The sequence below is a fragment of the Pseudaminobacter soli (ex Zhang et al. 2022) genome (genome assembly GCF_014595955.1).
Classification (GTDB): domain Bacteria; phylum Pseudomonadota; class Alphaproteobacteria; order Rhizobiales; family Rhizobiaceae; genus Kumtagia; species Kumtagia pseudosoli.
This window is the reverse complement of sequence record NZ_JABVCF010000010.1, coordinates 14,667-31,426: the sequence shown is the minus strand read 5'-3', so window position 1 is coordinate 31,426 and position 16,760 is coordinate 14,667. Positions and strand designations below refer to the sequence as shown.

At 62.3% G+C, this 16,760-nt stretch carries 18 protein-coding genes and 3 pseudogenes; 9 read left to right on the top strand and 12 right to left on the bottom strand.

The genetic code is table 11. The features are described 5' to 3' along the window. The 3 genes from HUI96_RS18415 to HUI96_RS18405 are packed head-to-tail and all read left to right on the top strand — an operon-like array spanning nucleotide 1 to nucleotide 2,601. Entirely contained in the window at nucleotides 1–744 is a 744-nt protein-coding gene (locus tag HUI96_RS18415) for an amino acid ABC transporter ATP-binding protein (protein WP_188256152.1), read from the top strand. 25 nt (nucleotides 745–769) lie between these two features. Next, a complete protein-coding gene (locus HUI96_RS18410) occupies nucleotides 770–1,804 on the top strand; it encodes a P1 family peptidase (protein WP_188256349.1) in 1,035 nt (344 codons plus the stop codon). Continuing rightward, complete coding sequence (locus tag HUI96_RS18405) at nucleotides 1,801–2,601, top strand: M55 family metallopeptidase (protein WP_188256151.1); 801 nt, start codon at nucleotides 1,801–1,803, stop codon at nucleotides 2,599–2,601. The genes HUI96_RS18410 and HUI96_RS18405 overlap by 4 nt, the downstream gene beginning before the upstream one ends. Before the next feature lie 255 nt (nucleotides 2,602–2,856). Here the strand turns inward: HUI96_RS18405 and HUI96_RS29460 are convergent, their stop codons facing one another. The 4 genes and pseudogenes from HUI96_RS29460 to HUI96_RS18390 form a co-directional block, all read right to left on the bottom strand. Further along, nucleotides 2,857–3,264 carry a DUF4142 domain-containing protein gene (locus HUI96_RS29460; protein ID WP_337918481.1) on the bottom strand — a complete coding sequence of 136 codons (408 nt, stop codon included), beginning with the start codon at nucleotides 3,262–3,264 and terminating at the stop codon, nucleotides 2,857–2,859. Next, nucleotides 3,216–3,410, bottom strand: a complete 195-nt coding sequence (locus tag HUI96_RS29455) for a hypothetical protein (protein ID WP_237684215.1) — start codon at nucleotides 3,408–3,410, stop codon at nucleotides 3,216–3,218. Before HUI96_RS29455 ends, HUI96_RS29460 begins: the two co-directional genes overlap by 49 nt. Before the next feature lie 63 nt (nucleotides 3,411–3,473). After that, nucleotides 3,474–4,001, bottom strand: a pseudogene (locus HUI96_RS18395) (cytochrome B6); the annotation flags it as partial. 438 nt (nucleotides 4,002–4,439) lie between these two features. Then, nucleotides 4,440–5,123, bottom strand: coding sequence for a hypothetical protein (locus HUI96_RS18390; RefSeq protein WP_188256150.1), 684 nt, complete (start codon nucleotides 5,121–5,123; stop codon nucleotides 4,440–4,442). A gap of 855 nt (nucleotides 5,124–5,978) precedes the next feature. Here HUI96_RS18390 and HUI96_RS18385 point away from each other — a divergent pair. Continuing rightward, nucleotides 5,979–6,749 (top strand): SDR family oxidoreductase, encoded by a 771-nt coding sequence (locus tag HUI96_RS18385; protein WP_188256149.1) that lies wholly within the window; start codon nucleotides 5,979–5,981, stop codon nucleotides 6,747–6,749. A gap of 107 nt (nucleotides 6,750–6,856) precedes the next feature. Next, nucleotides 6,857–7,046: pseudogene (locus HUI96_RS30285) on the top strand (hypothetical protein); the annotation flags it as partial. Here HUI96_RS30285 and HUI96_RS29920 read toward each other — a convergent pair. Next, nucleotides 7,032–7,160 carry a hypothetical protein gene (locus tag HUI96_RS29920; RefSeq protein ID WP_273033195.1) on the bottom strand — a complete coding sequence of 43 codons (129 nt, stop codon included), beginning with the start codon at nucleotides 7,158–7,160 and terminating at the stop codon, nucleotides 7,032–7,034. The pseudogene HUI96_RS30285 and the gene HUI96_RS29920 sit on opposite strands and share 15 nt — an antisense overlap. Before the next feature lie 277 nt (nucleotides 7,161–7,437). On the opposite strand from HUI96_RS29920, the gene HUI96_RS18380 reads away from it, so the two are divergent. Then, complete coding sequence (locus HUI96_RS18380; RefSeq protein ID WP_188256148.1) at nucleotides 7,438–8,118, top strand: BA14K family protein; 681 nt, start codon at nucleotides 7,438–7,440, stop codon at nucleotides 8,116–8,118. A gap of 37 nt (nucleotides 8,119–8,155) precedes the next feature. Beyond that, nucleotides 8,156–8,716: an SDR family NAD(P)-dependent oxidoreductase gene (locus tag HUI96_RS29915; RefSeq protein ID WP_337918453.1), complete on the top strand. Its 561-nt coding sequence runs from the start codon at nucleotides 8,156–8,158 to the stop codon at nucleotides 8,714–8,716. 92 nt (nucleotides 8,717–8,808) lie between these two features. Here the strand turns inward: HUI96_RS29915 and HUI96_RS18370 are convergent, their stop codons facing one another. From HUI96_RS18370 to HUI96_RS18350, 5 genes and pseudogenes are all read right to left on the bottom strand, one after another. Further along, nucleotides 8,809–9,255 carry a VOC family protein gene (locus tag HUI96_RS18370; protein ID WP_188256147.1) on the bottom strand — a complete coding sequence of 149 codons (447 nt, stop codon included), beginning with the start codon at nucleotides 9,253–9,255 and terminating at the stop codon, nucleotides 8,809–8,811. Between the two features lie 270 nt (nucleotides 9,256–9,525). After that, nucleotides 9,526–9,732: pseudogene (locus HUI96_RS18365) on the bottom strand (ring-cleaving dioxygenase); the annotation flags it as partial. Between the two features lie 216 nt (nucleotides 9,733–9,948). Continuing rightward, complete coding sequence (locus HUI96_RS18360; protein WP_237684213.1) at nucleotides 9,949–11,298, bottom strand: MFS transporter; 1,350 nt, start codon at nucleotides 11,296–11,298, stop codon at nucleotides 9,949–9,951. A gap of 219 nt (nucleotides 11,299–11,517) precedes the next feature. After that, entirely contained in the window at nucleotides 11,518–12,447 is a 930-nt protein-coding gene (locus HUI96_RS18355) for a PDR/VanB family oxidoreductase (protein ID WP_237684232.1), read from the bottom strand. A 126-nt stretch (nucleotides 12,448–12,573) separates the two neighbouring features. Beyond that, nucleotides 12,574–13,266, bottom strand: a complete 693-nt coding sequence (locus tag HUI96_RS18350; protein WP_188256146.1) for a hypothetical protein — start codon at nucleotides 13,264–13,266, stop codon at nucleotides 12,574–12,576. A gap of 248 nt (nucleotides 13,267–13,514) precedes the next feature. On the opposite strand from HUI96_RS18350, the gene HUI96_RS18345 reads away from it, so the two are divergent. Together HUI96_RS18345 and HUI96_RS29445 are read left to right on the top strand one after the other, a co-directional pair. Next, nucleotides 13,515–14,258, top strand: coding sequence for a LysR family transcriptional regulator (locus HUI96_RS18345; protein ID WP_237684212.1), 744 nt, complete (start codon nucleotides 13,515–13,517; stop codon nucleotides 14,256–14,258). After that, nucleotides 14,248–14,445 (top strand): transcriptional regulator, encoded by a 198-nt coding sequence (locus HUI96_RS29445; RefSeq protein ID WP_237684211.1) that lies wholly within the window; start codon nucleotides 14,248–14,250, stop codon nucleotides 14,443–14,445. The genes HUI96_RS18345 and HUI96_RS29445 overlap by 11 nt, the downstream gene beginning before the upstream one ends. Nucleotides 14,446–14,644: 199 nt before the next feature. Here HUI96_RS29445 and HUI96_RS18340 read toward each other — a convergent pair whose 3' ends face one another. Together HUI96_RS18340 and HUI96_RS18335 are read right to left on the bottom strand one after the other, a co-directional pair. Next, nucleotides 14,645–15,091, bottom strand: a complete 447-nt coding sequence (locus tag HUI96_RS18340; protein WP_188256145.1) for a CoxG family protein — start codon at nucleotides 15,089–15,091, stop codon at nucleotides 14,645–14,647. 113 nt (nucleotides 15,092–15,204) lie between these two features. Next, complete coding sequence (locus tag HUI96_RS18335; RefSeq protein WP_188256144.1) at nucleotides 15,205–16,665, bottom strand: aldehyde dehydrogenase family protein; 1,461 nt, start codon at nucleotides 16,663–16,665, stop codon at nucleotides 15,205–15,207. Nucleotides 16,666–16,760: the final 95 nt, after the last annotated feature.

Below are 16,760 nucleotides of genomic sequence, written 5' to 3'. Positions count from 1 at the left end.
ATGGCGCTGCTCGAAATCGACGGCGTGACCAAGCACTACGGCACGCTCGAGGTCCTTTCGAACCTGTCGCTCTCGGTCGATGAGCACGAGGTGATCTGCCTGATCGGTCCGTCGGGCTGCGGAAAATCCACGCTGCTGCGCTGCATCAACCGGCTCGAGGAGATCTCGCTCGGCGAGATCCGCATCCATGGCGACCGGATCACCGGACCTGGAGTGGATCTCGACCGGCTGCGGCGCGACATCGGCATCGTCTTCCAGGGATACAACCTGTTTCCCCACATGACGGTGCTGCAAAACACCACGCTGGCGCCGCTGAAAGTGCTCGGCATGAAGCGGCGCGAGGCCGAGGATCGGGCCATGGCCTTCCTCGAGCGCATCGGCCTGGCCCACAAGGCGGGCGACTATCCCGACCGGCTTTCCGGCGGTCAGCAGCAGCGCGTGGCCATCGTGCGCGCGCTGATGATGGATCCCATGCTGCTCCTGCTGGACGAGATTACCTCTGCTCTCGATCCCGAACTGGTGGCCGAGGTGCTGGACATCGTCCGCGACCTCGCGGCCCGGGGCATGACCATGATGCTCGCCACGCACGAAATGGGCTTTGCCCGCGAAGTCGCCAACAGGATCTGCTTTCTTCAGGCCGGCAAGATCTATGAACAGGGGCCGCCGGCGGAGATATTCGGCAATCCGAAGGGCGAGCGTACGCAGGCCTTCCTGCGCAGCCTGAAGAAGGCCGGCAGGCTCTGACCGAGGCACGATGAAGGGTTCCGGTATGCCATCAGCGCGCGATCTCGGCCTGGGTTCGGGCATCCTGCCGCCAGGACCGCTGAACGCCATCACCGATGTCGGCGGCGTGACGGTCGGCCACCGCACGCTTTCCGGCGAGGGTCTGGCCACCGGCGTCACCGCCATCCTGCCGCATCAGGGCGATCTTTTCCGCCAAAAGGTTCGCGCCGGGGTGGAGGTGATCAACGGCTTCGGAAAGTCCGTAGGCATGATGCAGGTGGCCGAACTCGGCACCGTCGAGACACCGATCCTTTTGACCAACACCTTCTCCGTCGCACCCTGTGCCGAAGCACTGGTGCGCCGGGCGATCGCAGCCAATCCGGACATCGGGCGCGAGACCTCTACCGTCAATCCGCTGGTCTTCGAATGCAATGATGGCCCGATCAACGACATCCAGGCCATGGCGGTGACGGCGGCCGACGCCGAGGCGGCGCTCGAAGACGCCAAGGGCGGCCCGGTGCTGCAGGGCGCGGTAGGGGCAGGCACCGGGATGACAAGCTTCGGCTTCAAGGCCGGCATCGGTTCCGCTTCGCGGCTTATGCGGATCGACGGGCATGACTATGTGCTGGGGGCCCTCGTGCTGGCGAATTTCGGGCGGGCAGGAGACCTCGTGCTGCCGGACGGCCGCCGGCCCGACCCGCGCCGGACGGCGGAGGCGGAAAAGGGTTCCGTCATCATCATTCTCGCCACGGATCTGCCGCTCGGCGACCGCCAACTCCGCCGCGTTGCGCGACGGGCGGGGGCTGGGCTGGCTCGCCTGGGCGCTTTCTGGGGCAATGGCAGCGGCGACATCGCCCTGTGCTTCACCACGGCCGATCCGGTTGTGCATGAATCGCGGGCAGCCTTCCAGCCGGTCCGGCAGCTTGCCGAGGACCGGATCGACATGCCGTTCCGCGCCGCCGCCGAGGCGACGCAGGAGGCGGTGCTGAGCGCGCTTTGTGCCGCGCCGGCCACGACAGGACGCACTGGCCGACGGTTTCCCGCGCTCGCGGAATGGCTGAAGGAGAACCCGCTGCCGTGAAGATCTTCCTCAGCGCGGACATCGAAGGAACGGCCGGAATCGCTCACTGGGACGAAGCCGATCGCAGCCATCCGGATCACCGCGAGTTCCGGACGCTGATGACGGCGGAGGTGGTGGCCGCCTGCGAGGGTGCGCGTGCCGCCGGTGCCGAAGAAGTCGTCGTCAAGGACGCGCATGACAGCGGCCGCAATCTCGTCCTCGACCTGCTGCCCGACTATGTGCGCATCGTCCGCGGCTGGTCCGGCCATCCCGACGCCATGATGTTCGGCATCGCCGCCGATTTTGCCGCGGCGATCTATGTCGGCTACCATTCCAAGGCGGGAACGGAGGCGAATCCGCTCGCCCATACCACGACGACCACCGTCTCACGGCTTTTGCTCAATGGAGAGGTCGCCTCCGAGTTCACCGTGAACGCGCTCTGCGCCGCCCGCTACGGAGTACCGTCTGCCTTTCTGGCCGGTGATGCAGGGATCTGTGCCGATGCCCGCGCCATGATCCCGGGCATCGCCACGGTGGCGACCTTGGAAGGGGCAGGGCGCGCCGCCAACTCGCTCTCGCCGGCCCGATCCCGGGCGCTGATCCGGCAGGGGGTCGAGGCGGCTCTTTCCCGCGACCTCTCCGGACTGGTTCCGCCGCCGGCCGAGGCCTACGAGGTTGTCGTGGAATTCTGCAATCCGTCCGACGCGTATCGGGCCTCCTGGTATCCGGGCGCGCGTTCGCATGGTCCGCGCGCAATCGCTTTCGCGGCAACGGATTTCTTCGAGATTCAGCGCGCGCTTCGCTTCGTGCTGGCCTGAAACGCGGGACGCGGGCGTACTCTGACGTCATTCAGTATGCAGGCAAGGACCGATCTGCCGCGAGGAAGAGGCGATGGCCGCGTGGCTGGCCGAGAGAATCCCCGAGACGACCAAAGCCTATCTCATGCGCGAGGACGCGGGCGTGAACGCAAAACGCTGAAAATTCGGCAAGCCGCCGAACTTCTCCGGAAAGGAGGTCCCGTTCGATCGGCGTCTCGCTGCCGTTTGAGCGGGCAGGCGATTAGACATGATTAGCTAGTTTGGCGGATGCCTTGGCGCGCCTTTGCTCGCCAGTTCGGCCTGAGTCCTTGTGGCCATTGCGAGATGCTCAAGCACGGTCGGTAAGACCTGGGCGGCAAAGCGCTGGAACTCGGCATTCTGTCCAAAGCCGATCTCCCAGGCGAGCAACTGTGCTGTCTTCTGATGGTCGACAATCTGCGATGCGATATACACGTGGTCGAACTGCGCGCCGTCGAGATGCTCGAGCTCAGTCCGGATCCGCTGGTGATCCGGATCAAGCATGCTCGGGAGCGAAATATTGCTGTTGCCGGCTATTTCGGTCAGCTGGTCGCTGGCTTGACGATGATCGGTGACCATGCGGTCGGCAAAACGTCTTACCGCATCATCGCCAGTCTTCTCGGCAGCGAGCTTGCCGAACTCGATTTCGGCAGTTCCTCCGGCAGAGCCAACTGCGCAAAGAGATTGTCCTGATAGTTGGATTGTCCGGGTGCCGGGACACCCGGCTGCTCTATGACGGTATTCGGCGCCAGTCCGGCAGGATTGCCGATCTGGCTGAAGCCGGCGCCCACATGAGGATCAGGCCGAATGTAATGGCAACTGCACGCATGGCGGCCTCGTTGGCGCAACTCGGTTCAGAGGGTGAGCAGGTACGCCACCAGCGCATCCTTCTCCTGCTGGTCGAGCTTGGTCCCGAGCACGAGGTTGAAGAACTCCACCGTATCGGCGAGCGTCATCAGGCGGCCGTCGTGCAGATAGGGTGGGGAGTCCTTGATGCCGCGCAACGTGAATGTTTTGATCGGCCCGTCAGGTATGGTGACCATGTCATTGAAGGTCTGGCCGACCTTGTAGAAGCGCTCCAGCTTCAGGTCGTGCACGTTGTTGTCTATGAAGGACAGCGTTGGGATGTGGCATTCGGCGCAGCGGCTCTTGCCCATGAAAATCTGCTCGCCCTTTAGTTCCACTAAACTTGCCTTGCTCGGGTCGAGGCGGTTGAGCGGGTCGAGTTTCGGCGTGGGCGGGAAGTCGATCATGTTCTGCATCTGCGCCATCATCGCGACCTGGTTCGGCCGGTCCGGCAGGTGCACCCCCTTGCGGGTCGCGCTCACGTGGTCGCCGTTGAAATAGGCGGTGCGCTGCTCGAATTCTGAGAAATCCTCGACTAACCCGACGACCGGCAGCATCCAGGGAGGAGCCGCCACGGCCACCACTGCTCCGCCGCCCGTAGCAAACCCGAGCGATACGCCGGCTCAGGGCTCAGCGGCCAGTCCGACGACCGGGCACGGCGTGGGCGGAGGCGCGACCGGTTCGAGCTCCACCATCAATCGGTCAACCGGCGGCACGGTCTCGTGATCCTGGGCGGCTGACGCACTCTCCGCTCTAATGGGCCGGCGTGCCGATGCGTCGCAAAAATCGCCGATCGCGGAAGCAGCACGAGGGCGAGGACTGATCGGGCGTTGAAGGGTCTATTAGATATCGGAGGGGAGGCGCATCTCCCCTCCGCGTTGAGACGGCCACCGGGCACCGGGGCAGATCTCGGATACTCCGCCAGGGTTGGGCCGACTCGGCACGGAGCCCGCACCGAACTCCCCAAGCTTTGCTCACATGCCCTGGATGGTCGAGCATAGTTGATGCAACGACGCCATCTGTGCGGGGGAGTTACCGCCGCCTGCCGTTTCACCCGAAGCGCTACCCATGGCGCCGCTGCTCTCGTTTTGCCCAGAGCCCTCCATCGAGTTGCCGCCTGCCGAACTACCGCCTGGTTCGCTGCTTGGGGAAGCGCCTTGGAACCGCTTGGTGCTACCTGTGGTCAGGTTTTCGGCATTACCGCCCGCGCTCTGCCCGCCGGACGAGCCCATCGTGGAGCTTCCGCTCGATTGGCCGGTCGAGCCCTGTGCCATCCTGTTTGTGCCGCCATCGGCGTTGCTGGCCATCATGTTGCTGCAGCCCTGCCGGACTTGAGCCTGCTGTTGACTGGACAGGTTCTGCCAGTGCGCGCGGATCTCGTCGGGTGAGCGCAGGGTGGCGTGAGACGGATCGCTGAAAAGGGCATTTGCGATGTCACCGCTCCATCCGCTTGGCATACCCGCCGTGGCACCAGACGTCCCGGACATGGACGAGGAGCCGGCGGTGCCGGCCCCCTTCGTAGCTCCACCGCCGGGCGTAGTCGCGTGACCCGTGGTGCCACCATGGCCACCGCCGCCACCACCCCCAGAGGTCTGAGCGAGGACTGGCGTGCCAAGGCACAGCGCAAGCGCTGTAGCCGCTATGATGCTGTGTTTCATTGCACTCTCCTTCCAATCAGATGAGGCGCTATTGGAGCGTGCGGCCCTAATATTTTCGGCTTCGGAGTGTTCCGTGGAAAGACATTCCGAAATGGCGCGCAGACCGCGCCCGGCGAAAGGCACGACTCCGGGGCGATAGAAGAGCAATCCATCCACCTCGGGAGAGGCAAACCGCGTGCATCCAGTACGGAAAGCATGGCTATCCCTTACGGTGAGTGTAGGCGCTAAGCCCCTTCTCTATTGGCGGCTTCCCGCAGCAGGCAAAGACGAAGAGTTTGCAACTCTCGATCGGAGACGGCCAAGGTCGCCAGCCAGAACGAGGTCAGCACCGGAAGATCAATGAGCATGCTAAGCGGCGGTGAGGCCCTTAGACGGTGGAACACTCGATCCAAAAAGATAAGCAAAACAAGGCCGGCTGAAGGTGTCCCCTATTCCAGAAGCACTCGAATTTTTGGGATTATGGAAACCTGGCCAGGGACAGCAACCATGCTGCAGGGGCGCTAGCGAAGGGAGGAAGGCGCTCGCCGAAGCTGCCGAGGAACCGTGACAACACCCAGGCCGTGAAGCGACTGGCCGATGCCACTGCTTCACCCTCCGCAACGGAGAGACGTTCAAACGCAATCTCTGCCAAGGGGCACGCCACTACGATCTCCGCCCCGACGTGGAGGTCTGCTTTTGAGATCCGACGACCTAAGCCGGCAGTCCGTTTGCGGCCCGAACGTAACGGAAACCGATTTCCGTATGACTGGATCGGGTGGGAAGCTCGGCCTCGCGTGCTCAAGCAGGAAACGGGTGGCCGGCGGCTTCAATTGTTTTGATTAGCAGGCTCCTCAACCACGAAGGAGCTTCTGACCGATGACGATTCTCACAGATAAAGTGGCCATTATCACCGGCGCCAGTTCGGGGATTGGAAAGGCGGCCGCAAAGCTCTTCTCGCAAGCAGGCGCTTCAGTCGTGCTGTCCGGTCGGCGCAGCGAAGAACTCGCCGATGTTGTCGCCGAGATCAAAGGGGCCGGAGGAAGTGCAGTCTCCGTAACTGGTGACGTCCGGGCTGAATCCCATGCAAAGAAACTTGTCGAGACGGCAATTGAAGAATTCGGCGGCCTCGACATCGCGTTCAACAATGTCGGCTCATCCGGCGCGATGGGGGCGGTCACTGACCTGACGCTCGACGGCTGGGACGACACATTGCGCACGAATCTCACCAGCGCGTTCCTGAGCGCGAAGCATCAATTGCCCGCATTGATCAATCGCGGCGGAGGAGCCTTGGTGTTCACGTCTTCGTTCGTGGGCAACACCGTCGGATTTCCGGGCATGGCAGCGTATGCCGCAGCGAAGGCGGGACTTGTGGGTCTTGTCCAGACAATTGCCGCAGAGTTTGGGTCACGAGGCGTACGCGCCAACGCCTTGTTGCCTGGCGGGACGGACACCCCATCGAACGCGGCGAACTTGCCCGGCGCGGCCTCCGAAACGCGAGGCTTTATCGAGGGACTTCATGCTCTGAAGCGACTTGCTCGGCCAGAAGAGATTGCCCAAGCGGCCCTCTTTCTCGTCTCCCCAGCAGCGAGTTTCATGACTGGCGCCGCCGTTCTTGCCGATGGTGGCGTGTCGATCAATCGAACCTGAATCCAAACGACAGAGTAAGGCCGCATCGAGGCGGCCTTACTTCTCAGTCGGCAAGATCGTTGAGTCGGTCGGCTTTCGATTGCGGACAAGCAGAGGCCCTGATCCTTATGCTGGTCGCGGCGCGGCGATTGAACGGGCTGTCGGTGCGACGCCCGCTTGCCGCCACCTACCGCATCATCCGGTCCCATCCACCCGCCGATCGACCTTTGCCAAGACGTCGCCGATCCCAGGGAGTGGGAGGCGCTTGTATCCGTCGAGGCAAAAACCAATCCGTTGGAGCCCTTATCGGTGGGAGACTCTCTCGCGCAATTGCTCCTCGCGCTCGATGAGTTCCGGTGTCATGGCGTCCCCGAAGTCGGCGAATTCGATGATCGCCTGATGGTTGGTGCTAACGTTATAGAGATTGCACATCAGAGACGCCTCCAGCCGAACACCAACATGAGGGCGAGCGCGCCGCAGAAGAGCATTAGCGCCAACATGGCCCATCACATGTTCACCGGATGTGGCAGTTGATTCTGTCCCGCCCCGAAACCATGCCCGCGGATGGTGACTATGCGTCACGCGGCGGTCATTCCCACTTGGCAGGCATCCAACTAGGGCGCTCAAGCGTCTACCTCGGAACTGCTCGGGCCTCTTAGCATTCTGACTAGGAGGGGTGAGACCTGGGAGCGGAAGGATGAGGGTATTCTTGGCGGCACTGAGCGGGATGGCTGCCATGCTCGTTACATTTGTTGGGGGCGCGCTCACCGCCGTCTTTTTACTGGCCTCTGAGCCTGTCCAGGACCGGAAACTCGATCTTCAGACATCCGAGCTGTGGACTGACCGCCCAATCACCGTGAAGCCCCATCCTGCGGACTTGAAGCGTGTTCCGGCACGTGCCGCATCGAGATTATCGAGCAATGGAAGGGGGCGTCAGCAAGATCATTTGGTCGAGGCGCTCACCGATACTTCTCCAGCGGAGTTCCGAAACGATTTTGTTTCCGACCCAGACCCGGAGTTCGTCGACCCAATGGCGACAGCCGCGGTGCCCAAGGCTTCTGAGCAGGAGCAGCCGAAATCAGATCAGGAGGCGCAAATGCAGACCGGGCATGGCGAGTGGTGTTCGCATCGCTATCGCTCCTACCGGCCTGAGGACAATACCTATACCTCCTACAGCGGAGCACGGCGCGAGTGCATTTCGCCATATTCGGGGAGCTCTGAAGAGGTCGGTGGTTACCTCGAAGCCTCTGTGACCGGCGGCATCGCTGAGAGCGGCAGCGAAATCTCTTCCGATCACATCGAATCGTGCTTCGCCCGGTATCGCTCGTACCGTCCTGAGGACAACAGCTATCAGCCTTATAGCGGCGGGCCCCGCAGACAGTGCGAGTAACTGCCAGCGATTGCGCAACTCGCGTAACGGCGTAGAAGTGGGGTTCGCATGCATCGGGTCGGGGGATGAACAACGGGCTAACGGGGCAGCGTGCCTCTCCTACGTTGCGCCCGATCGCGGCGGTGTTCGACGAGAGCCTGGCCTGCATGCTGCAAGAAAACGCGATCGAAACGGTCGGGCCGCTAATAATGTCAAGGGCGGTACGGGAGTTGCAGTCCTTCTGTTGCCCTACCTTCTGGCCCAACCGCAGGCCGCGGTGGTGAATGTTTCCTCCGGCCTCGCCTTCGTGCCGCGCGCGGATACGCCGACCTATTCGGCGACGAAGGCTGCGATCCATTCCTACAGCATCTCGCTGCGCCACCAACTCCGGGACACCGCTGTGCCGGTCATTGAGGTGGCGGTGGCCACCGACCTGACGGCCGGCCAGCGCGACAACCCGCGCGCGATGCCGCTCGAGGATTTCATCCGCGAAAGCATGACCCTGCTGGCAGCGGACCCGGAGGCGGCCGAAATCCTGGTCGAGCGGGTGAAGGCGCTGCGCACGGCGGAAGCCACCGGCCGTTTCGCAACTGTGTTTGATCGGGTCAATCCGCGCTGACGCTCGAGCGGCACGATCAGGTCGAGAATGCTGGATTCGACCGTCGAACAAACCAGTCCAGCAACATCGTCACGGTGTTTCAACAAGCTGGTCTATGCCTGCTGGCGGAGAATTCCGGTGGACTGCCCGACTTCGATGATGTGACCGTCGGGGTCCTTCATGTAGCAGCGGATCTCGGACCCGCGGTCCTTGGGCTCGGTAAGGAACTCGGCGCCGCGCGCTTTCCACTCGCGGTAGACAGCCTGGATGTCCGCGACGCGGATGTTTAGAGCGCTCGTGAGTACGTGCGCGCTCTGGGGCGGCGCAGCAATGACGTCCGGCTTGTCGTCGGTCGGACCGCCGCCGACGTTGAGGATGAGCCAGGTGTTGCTCAAGCGCAGCGCGACCGGGTCGCGCTCGCGGACCACCTCGGCACCCAGCACGGCGCGGTAGAACTCGCGCGATCGGTCTTGGTCGGCGACTATGAGCAGGTGCGTGACCACAAACCCCTCGCGGGGCGCGGGAAAGCTCCTGGGATCTGGGTTGGCTGATATTGGCATCGGATTGTCCTTCGACATTGGTCAGTACCGGACGCGTCTCAGGGGTGATGTAGCTGACGGCTTCGGTCGCCGTGCTCTCCGGCCTTGGGCCGGCAGTTCAGCGCGCCGCGGCTGGCAGGCTGATGAGGGATCATCGCTCATCTGGCTGACGGTTTCCAGTGTCATGTCGCGGGCCCCGCTGCACCGCTATTCGCGGTCATCCAAAGGCCCCCGGGCGGCTCGAACCAGTTGGCAAAAGGCCGCTAGCTTCGGCGGCCCCTTGTCAGGCGATCAGTCCAGCGGCTTCAGACCGGCCTCGATTTGCGCGCGACGCGATTCCAGGAACGGCGGCAGCGACAGGGCCTCGCCCATGGTCTCAAAGGGCTCGTCCACCGCAAACCCCGGGGTGTCGCTCGCGATTTCGAACAGGTTGCCGCCCGGTTCGCGAAAATAGAGCGAGCGGAAATAGTAGCGTTCGACCTCGCCCGAGGGCGTCAGCTCTTGGCGCAATTTGCTGGTTCAACATCAGAGCTGGTAGAGAAGCCATTCAGAGCCAGCAGGAGCTTCGGCGCCAAGCCTATAGATTGTGATGCGGTCAGTGGTCGCCCCTATGCTCCACTGTTTGACAGCAGCGCGGGGGTCGCGCTGCTGTCCTGAGGCTCCTATGCAGTGACGGGTCTCGGGAGAGCGAGACCCGATGCCCGCAGGGGGAGATCAGTTGGCAGGTAGCGCGGCGCGAACGGAGCCGGCCGGGTTGCTTGCGGTCTCGGTAGAATAGTCCTCCTCCGCGAAGTTCGTCGGCATGCGTCCACGCAGGATCACGACACACACTATGCTGGCCAGGGCCATCGCCGCGAGATAGTAGCCGATCGAATGGGAGCCGAAGGTTGCCGCAAGATCGGTCGCGATGATCGGTGCCAATGCTCCGCCGAAGATGCCGCCAAGGCTGTAGGCCAGAGCCGCGCCGGTATAGCGAACGCTCGGCTTGAACAACTCCGGCAGGAACGCCCCCATGGGGCCGTAGATGCCACCCATCACAGCGAGCGTTATCGAGAACGCCGCAGCGATCAGAACCGGTTCGCGCGTATCGAGCATCGGGAAGAAGAAGAATGACCAGATGATCGCCACGACGCCCGAGATCATGATTACGCGAGGACGCCCGAAGCGGTCGCCGAGCATGCCGCAAACGAGTGTGGAGACCGCCATTGCAATGACTGCCACGATCGTCAGCGACAGCATTTGCGAGCGTTCGATACCCAGTGTCTTCACTCCGTAAGACAGTCCGAACGTTCCGGTGGTGAAGAACAGAACATAGGTGATGGCCGTAGACATACCCCCAAGGATGACCTGAAGGGAGTTCGATTTCAGGACGCTAACGATAGGTACGCTGGACTGAGTTTCCTTGTCGAGAACGCGTTGGAAGACCGGCGTCTCGGCAATGCTCAACCGTATGTATAGACCAAAAATGATAAGGACCGTGCTGAGCAGGAACGGAATGCGCCAGCCCCAGGCTGAAAATTGCTCATCCGTCAGCAGAAGGCTGAGACAGAGAAAGATTCCGTTTGAGAGGAGGAACCCTGGGGCGCTGCCCAACTGAGGCAGAGAGCCGAACAGTCCCCGCCGCTTCTTCGGGGCGAATTCGGTCGCAACGAGGGCCGCTCCGCCCCACTCTCCGCCGAGCCCGATACCCTGCAAGAACCGGAGGAGGCAAAGCAGTATGGGGGCTGCAATGCCGATGGATTCATAGGTGGGGAGTAAGCCGATCAGCACCGTAGCTGCGCCCATCGTCAACAGTGAGGCGACCAGCATGGCCTTGCGGCCGATGCGGTCACCATAATGCCCAAAGACTATCGCGCCAAGCGGGCGCGCAACGAAGCCTACCGCAAACGTCGCGAACGCAGCGATCATACCGACCGCGGGATCGAGACTCGGAAAGAAGATACCATTGAAGACAAGCGCCGCGGCAATTCCGTAAATGTAAAAATCATAGAACTCGATGGTGGTGCCAATTAAGCTTGCGATAGCAACGCGCCGTTGCATCGCCTTGTCGGTTTCTACCATCATTTCCCTCCCAATCGTGCGCGATTGACCGGACAACCATTCGGTGGCGCACACATCCCCGAAACGGCATCGCCCAAAGCGATTTCCCACTCGCAGCATCACAGAGAAGTCTCGCGCATGCAATTGTTGTAATTTTGTATGCAACTCCGGCGCGTATGCTGATCTTGCTTACATCCTCTCGGCAACTCCTCGCCAAACGATCTTTAGGCCCTCCAAACTGGCCTAGAGGTCCAGCACCAAACGGTCGCTCTTAGCGCGTGAGACGCAGACGAGCATTGCGTCTCCCGCCGCTTGCTCATCCAGACTGAGCACATCGTCATGATGATCGGGAACGCCGGAAAGGACCTTCACCAAGCAAGTGCCGCAGATGCCGGCCCGGCATGAGTTGGTGACTTTGCAGCCGTTTTCCTCCAGTACATCGAGGATGCTGCGATGAGGCGGAACCACGATGCGCCGGCCGGAGCGGGCGAGTTCGACCTCGAAACTACCCTTCTCTCGAGTCTTTGCCTTTTCGCTTGGCGCGAAGCGTTCCAGGTGTAGAGCGCCCTGTCGCCAGTTGCGGCATCTCTGCTCCACTGCTTCGATCAGGGGCGTCGGGCCACAGCAATAGACGACCGTGTCAGGCTGATGCTCTCCAAGGAAGCTGTCGAGATCCAGCAGCCCGAACTCGTCCTGTGGGATGATATGGGATGCGCCCCCTTGAAAGCCTTCGATCTCTTCGAGGAAGGCCATGGACCGGCGGCTACGCCCCCCATAGAGAAGCGTCCATTGTTTGCCCTTTGCAGCAACTGAACGGACCATGGGAAGTATCGGCGTGATCCCGATCCCGCCGGCGACGAACAGATAACGTTCGGATTCCACGACCCTGAAATTGTTGCGGGGTGCGGCCACGGCGATCCGCTGCCCTTCCTGCAGTTGGTCATGCAGCCAACTCGACCCACCCCGGCTGGAAGGTTCGCGCAACACGGCGATCCTCCAGCGATCGCGCAGGGAAGGATCGCCGCACAGTGAGTACTGCCTGACCAAGCCATTCGGCAGCAGTACGTCGATGTGTGCTCCAGGCTCCCAGGAGGGCAGGTCACCGCCGTCCGGCGCTGCCAACTCAATGGCGATCACGCCATCGGCGACCAAGCGCAGTTCTGCAACGGTCATGTCGAACAACTGGCTCGCCTTGCCGCCAGACTGCGGATTGAATGTCGTCATGCTACTGATCTGCGTCATTCACTTGATTGCCGTTGCCCTGCTGGGAGAAGAAGCCGAGGCGTCGGGTGGCAGAGGTCAGCCGGCGCGTGCTTGGGAGACGGATTCCGGCGTAAAGGTCTTCCAGGCTATGTCGCGCATGCCGCGCATCGCCCGCAGGATCTCGTCGCGATCCTTGTCAGTCTTGGCGTAGGCCGCGAGCACCTGCCGTCCGAGGCCGACGTGGAATTTCTCGTCGGTCTCGATCTGCTTGTAGATCCGGACAACTTCGTCGAAGCCGTGCCTGGCGCCCGCCCTGAACGTTGGCTCGAAGCTTCCGGACGCAGAAGTTTCCGAACAATTCCATGCAGCGATCGCCGCCAGAGGATGGCGCTCCAGGCACTCCCATAGAAACTCGCTCCAGGGGCGAGCTTCCGGAGGTGCCGAGGTCGGGACCTTGCCGCCGAGAGACTCGATCGCCTGTCCGACCATCTCGTAGTGCTCGGCCTCCTGGAAGGACTGCTTTGCCAGCAGCGTGATGTGCTTGCGCTCGAAGGCGAGGCCATAGCGTCGAATTTGTTCATTGAGCAGGAACACGTAGTCGATCTCGCGCCAGGCGCGTGGCGTCAGCCAGTCAGCCAGGATCTGCGGATCTGGATTCTTGTCATACGATGCGAAGAACGCCTCCGTGGCATTCCGCGTGTTCTCGACGACGGAGTCGAGGATCTGGTCGAGTTCGTCATTGATCTCGTCCAGACCGCTACCGCCTCGCACCCTGCGAACATCAACCATTTATGCCCTCCTTGCCACGATGGCCGCAGGCGAGCGACTTCGACTGGTCAAGCCATCGAATGGCCGCCAACGAGGCACCCCTGCAAATTTCCGTATTTCAGTTCAGCCCGGCGAAGCACTCGCTTCCTAAGCCGCTCCCACGGTGGCCGGACATTCGAATCATAGCCAGGGGCCAGCCCGAAGCAAAATGATTGAAATTGCGATTTGGTTTAGTTCTGCTAAAGCGAGAATTCTGGGGGGGGAGCCGATTGAGAAAACTTCCGCCATTGCGTGCCATCCAGACGTTCGAGGCACTCGGCCGTAACGGCAGCGTCAGTGCGACCGCGGACGAACTTGGCGTGACGAGCGGCGCTGTCAGCCAGCAGATCAAACGGGCAGAGGAAATTCTCGGCATTCGGCTGCTGGAGCGAAACGGCAGAAACATTGCGCTCACGCATTGGGGCCGCATCTATCATGCCCGCGTCACCAAGGCGTTCGACCAGCTTCGCGAGGCACAGAACGAACTTCACAGCATGAGGGAGCGGAGCAGTCTGACGGTCAGTTGCTTACCATCCTTGGCGAGCAAGTGGATCGGCCCGAAACTCGTCGACTGGCAGGCTGAATCCGCAGCGAACGTCCGACTTGTGGCGACAGGTGCAGAACCAGCGCCAAATGCCGATCCGATCGACTTCCGCATTTCCTATGGAGACCGGGTCCGGTCCTTCGAGCTTTATTCCGAGCTGTTTACCGACTGGGTCGTGCCTTGCTGCTCACCGGCGTTCCTTGCTGCGAACCCCGTGCACCGACCCAGCGACATCCTGGCGCGTTCCTTGCTCGGAATCGAATGGGAATCCGGCTATCAGCAGCCTCCCAGCTGGAACGATTGGGCGGCTAGCATCGGCGAGATTTCGCCGCGGCGCTCCGGAGATTTGATGTTCTCGATCTCGAGCGCGGCGATCGATGCGGCGATCAACACGCGGCTTCGTTCTCGCCCAGCTTTCCATGATCTATGACGACCTCGTTGCTGGGCGGCTGGCAATCCCCTTCGATCTGCGCCTACAGCTGAAGCAAACCTACTTTCTTGCGTGGCAGCGCTCCGCTCTGGAAAAGCCGCTTGGCATGGAGCTGCGCGCGTGGATCATCGGGCTTTCCCGTCGCCAGACAGCGCTCAGTCGAGGGCCGCTTCCGAATGTGAAGTGATTCCTCCTGCGCCTCGTGCAGCATGGGGTTCTTAGAGCCGATTGGTAAGGCCCAACCTTCAACGACGGCCCAGAGGGAAAACGGTCGTTGTCCAGGTTGTCGGATAGGGTAGGGGACGCGTGGCTGGCGAAATTGCCACTTACGGAACCTCGAGGCCCCGGTGCGAAACCCCGACCCTCAGGGTGCAAGGGACTGAAGGTCAGGAGATCGCCTTGCTGAGGTTCGAAAAGAACTGTTCAGCGAGCTTCTTCGAGGTCGACACGATCAGCCGGCTGCCGAGCTGCGCGATCTTGCCGCCGACATCGGCCTTCGCCTGGTATTTGAGGATCGTGGTGTCCGGGCCGTCCTCGCTCAGTGAGACGTCCGCGCCGCCTTTCGCAAAGCCCGCGATGCCACCCTTTCCCTCACCGGAGATGGTGAGTCCGCTCGGCGGCTGAAGGTTGGAGAGGGTGACCTGCCCGGCGAAGGTGGCCTTTATCGGACCGATCTTCAGCACCACGGTGGCGGTCATGGTGTCGTCCGACGTCTTGGCAAGCTCGGTGCACCCCGGGATCGACGATCTCAACATCTCAGGATCGTTGATAGCTTCCCAAACCCTGCCGATCGGCGCCGCGATGCGCTCCTCGCCCTCGATGACCAATGACATGTGAGTTCCTTCTAACGACTGGATGCGATGGGAGAGGGATGCGCTTCGCGGGGCCGCCCTCCGGAAGCCCCGCGATCATGCGGCGCTTCCGGCGGAGGGGCAGCCTCGCCGAATCAGCGCGGCAGCGGATGATGGATCGCGATGTTCTTGATCTGCTGGTAGGCGGCCAGCGCCTCTAGGCCCTTCTCGCGGCCGAAGCCGGACAGCTTGTAGCCGCCGAAGGGGAACTCGACATCGAGCCCGACGCCGAAGGAGTTGATCCAGACCTGGCCGACGCGCAGCTTCTCGCCGACGCCAAGCGCCTTGTCGATGTTGGTGGTGTGCACGCCGGCGACGAGCCCGAAGGGCGAGTCGTTGGCGCCGGAGATGGCCTCCTCGGCCGTATCGAACGGTATCACCGTCAGGATCGGGCCAAAGATTTCCTCACGTGCGATTCGAGTATTGTTGCCCGCGCCGACCACGAGACCGGGGCGAACGAAGGCGCCATCGACAAGTTCGGGTGCCTGCGGCAGCTCGGCGCCGAGGAGGAGCTCTCCATCTTCACGGGCAACGTCATAGTAGCGCTCCACATCGCTCCTGTGCGCCCTGCTGATGAGCGGCCCCATGTCCGGATCGTCGATGCCCGCGCCAAGGGTCATCTTGCTGATGCGCGCGTGCAGTTGCTCGACGACGCGGTCGTGGATCTTGCGTTCCACGAACAGGCGGGTGCCTGCGTTGCAGACCTGCCCGCAATGGGTAAGGAAGCCACCGGCGACGATCGGCAGCGACCTGTCGAGATCGGCGTCTGCAAACAGGATTTGCGGTGACTTGCCGCCAAGCTCCATGTTGCAGGGAATTGCATGCGAGGCGGCGGCGACCAGCACGCGTTCTCCGGTGGCGACGGATCCCGTGAAGGTGATCTGGTCCACGCCCTTGTGCCGCGCGAGCAGGTCACCGGCGAGCGAGCCGCGGCCGTTCACGAGGTTGACCAACCCTTCGGGCAGGCCGGCTTCCTGGCAGATCTTAACGAATTCATAGGCCGTGACGGGCGTGTCGGCCGAGGGCTTGATGATCACGGCGCAGCCGGCCGCAAGCGCGGGCGCAACGCCGCGCGCGATCAGCTGGAAAGGATAATTCCACGGGATGATGTGGAGGCTGACGCCGATCGCCTCCTTGACGGTCCAGTCCGACCAGTCCGGTCCGAGAGGGATCGAATTGCCGTGCATCTTGTCGGCGGCGCCGCCATAGAACTCGAAAAAGCGCGCCGAGCAGTCGACCTCCCAATAGGAGTCCCGCAGGGGCTTGCCGCTGTCCCGGCTTTCCTTGCGCGCGATCTCGCCGCGCCGCTGCAGCATCAGTTCGCCGATTCGCTGCAGGATGCGACCCCGCTCGAACGGCCGCATGCGACGCCACGGACCATTGTCGAACGCCTCGCGCGCAGCGGCGACGGCCATCTCGACTTCCACCTGTCCCGCCCGCGCAAACTGGGCAACCAACTCGCCGGTTGCAGGGTCGAACGACTGGCCGATTCCGTCGGATCCCTCGTTGAGGACCTTGTTGCCGACGACGATGGGGATGAGGGGTCGTTCGATCATGTAGGGCTCCATTGATGCCGTCTCTTTGGCCGGTTCTGGCAAGGTTGTATGCAAAATAAAAAAGATTGTCTACATGAATTGACATCGTGTTTACA

Excerpts from the sequence above, each read along its gene's own strand:
- HUI96_RS18340 (WP_188256145.1), bottom strand. The coding sequence starts at position 15,091 with ATGTCATTGGTCATCGAGGGCGAGGAGCGCATCGCGGCGCCGATCGGC.
- HUI96_RS18370 (WP_188256147.1), bottom strand. The coding sequence starts at position 9,255 with ATGCCAATATCAGCCAACCCAGATCCCAGGAGCTTTCCCGCGCCCCGC.
- HUI96_RS18390 (WP_188256150.1), bottom strand. The coding sequence starts at position 5,123 with ATGAAACACAGCATCATAGCGGCTACAGCGCTTGCGCTGTGCCTTGGC.
- HUI96_RS18350 (WP_188256146.1), bottom strand. The coding sequence starts at position 13,266 with ATGGTTGATGTTCGCAGGGTGCGAGGCGGTAGCGGTCTGGACGAGATC.
- HUI96_RS18335 (WP_188256144.1), bottom strand. The coding sequence starts at position 16,665 with ATGATCGAACGACCCCTCATCCCCATCGTCGTCGGCAACAAGGTCCTC.
- HUI96_RS18355 (WP_237684232.1), bottom strand. The coding sequence starts at position 12,447 with ATGACCGTTGCAGAACTGCGCTTGGTCGCCGATGGCGTGATCGCCATT.
- HUI96_RS18385 (WP_188256149.1), top strand. The coding sequence starts at position 5,979 with ATGACGATTCTCACAGATAAAGTGGCCATTATCACCGGCGCCAGTTCG.
- HUI96_RS29445 (WP_237684211.1), top strand. The coding sequence starts at position 14,248 with ATGATCTATGACGACCTCGTTGCTGGGCGGCTGGCAATCCCCTTCGAT.
- HUI96_RS18410 (WP_188256349.1), top strand. The coding sequence starts at position 770 with ATGCCATCAGCGCGCGATCTCGGCCTGGGTTCGGGCATCCTGCCGCCA.
- HUI96_RS29920 (WP_273033195.1), bottom strand. The coding sequence starts at position 7,160 with ATGTGCAATCTCTATAACGTTAGCACCAACCATCAGGCGATCATCGAA.
- HUI96_RS18415 (WP_188256152.1), top strand. The coding sequence starts at position 1 with ATGGCGCTGCTCGAAATCGACGGCGTGACCAAGCACTACGGCACGCTC.
- HUI96_RS18360 (WP_237684213.1), bottom strand. The coding sequence starts at position 11,298 with ATGATGGTAGAAACCGACAAGGCGATGCAACGGCGCGTTGCTATCGCA.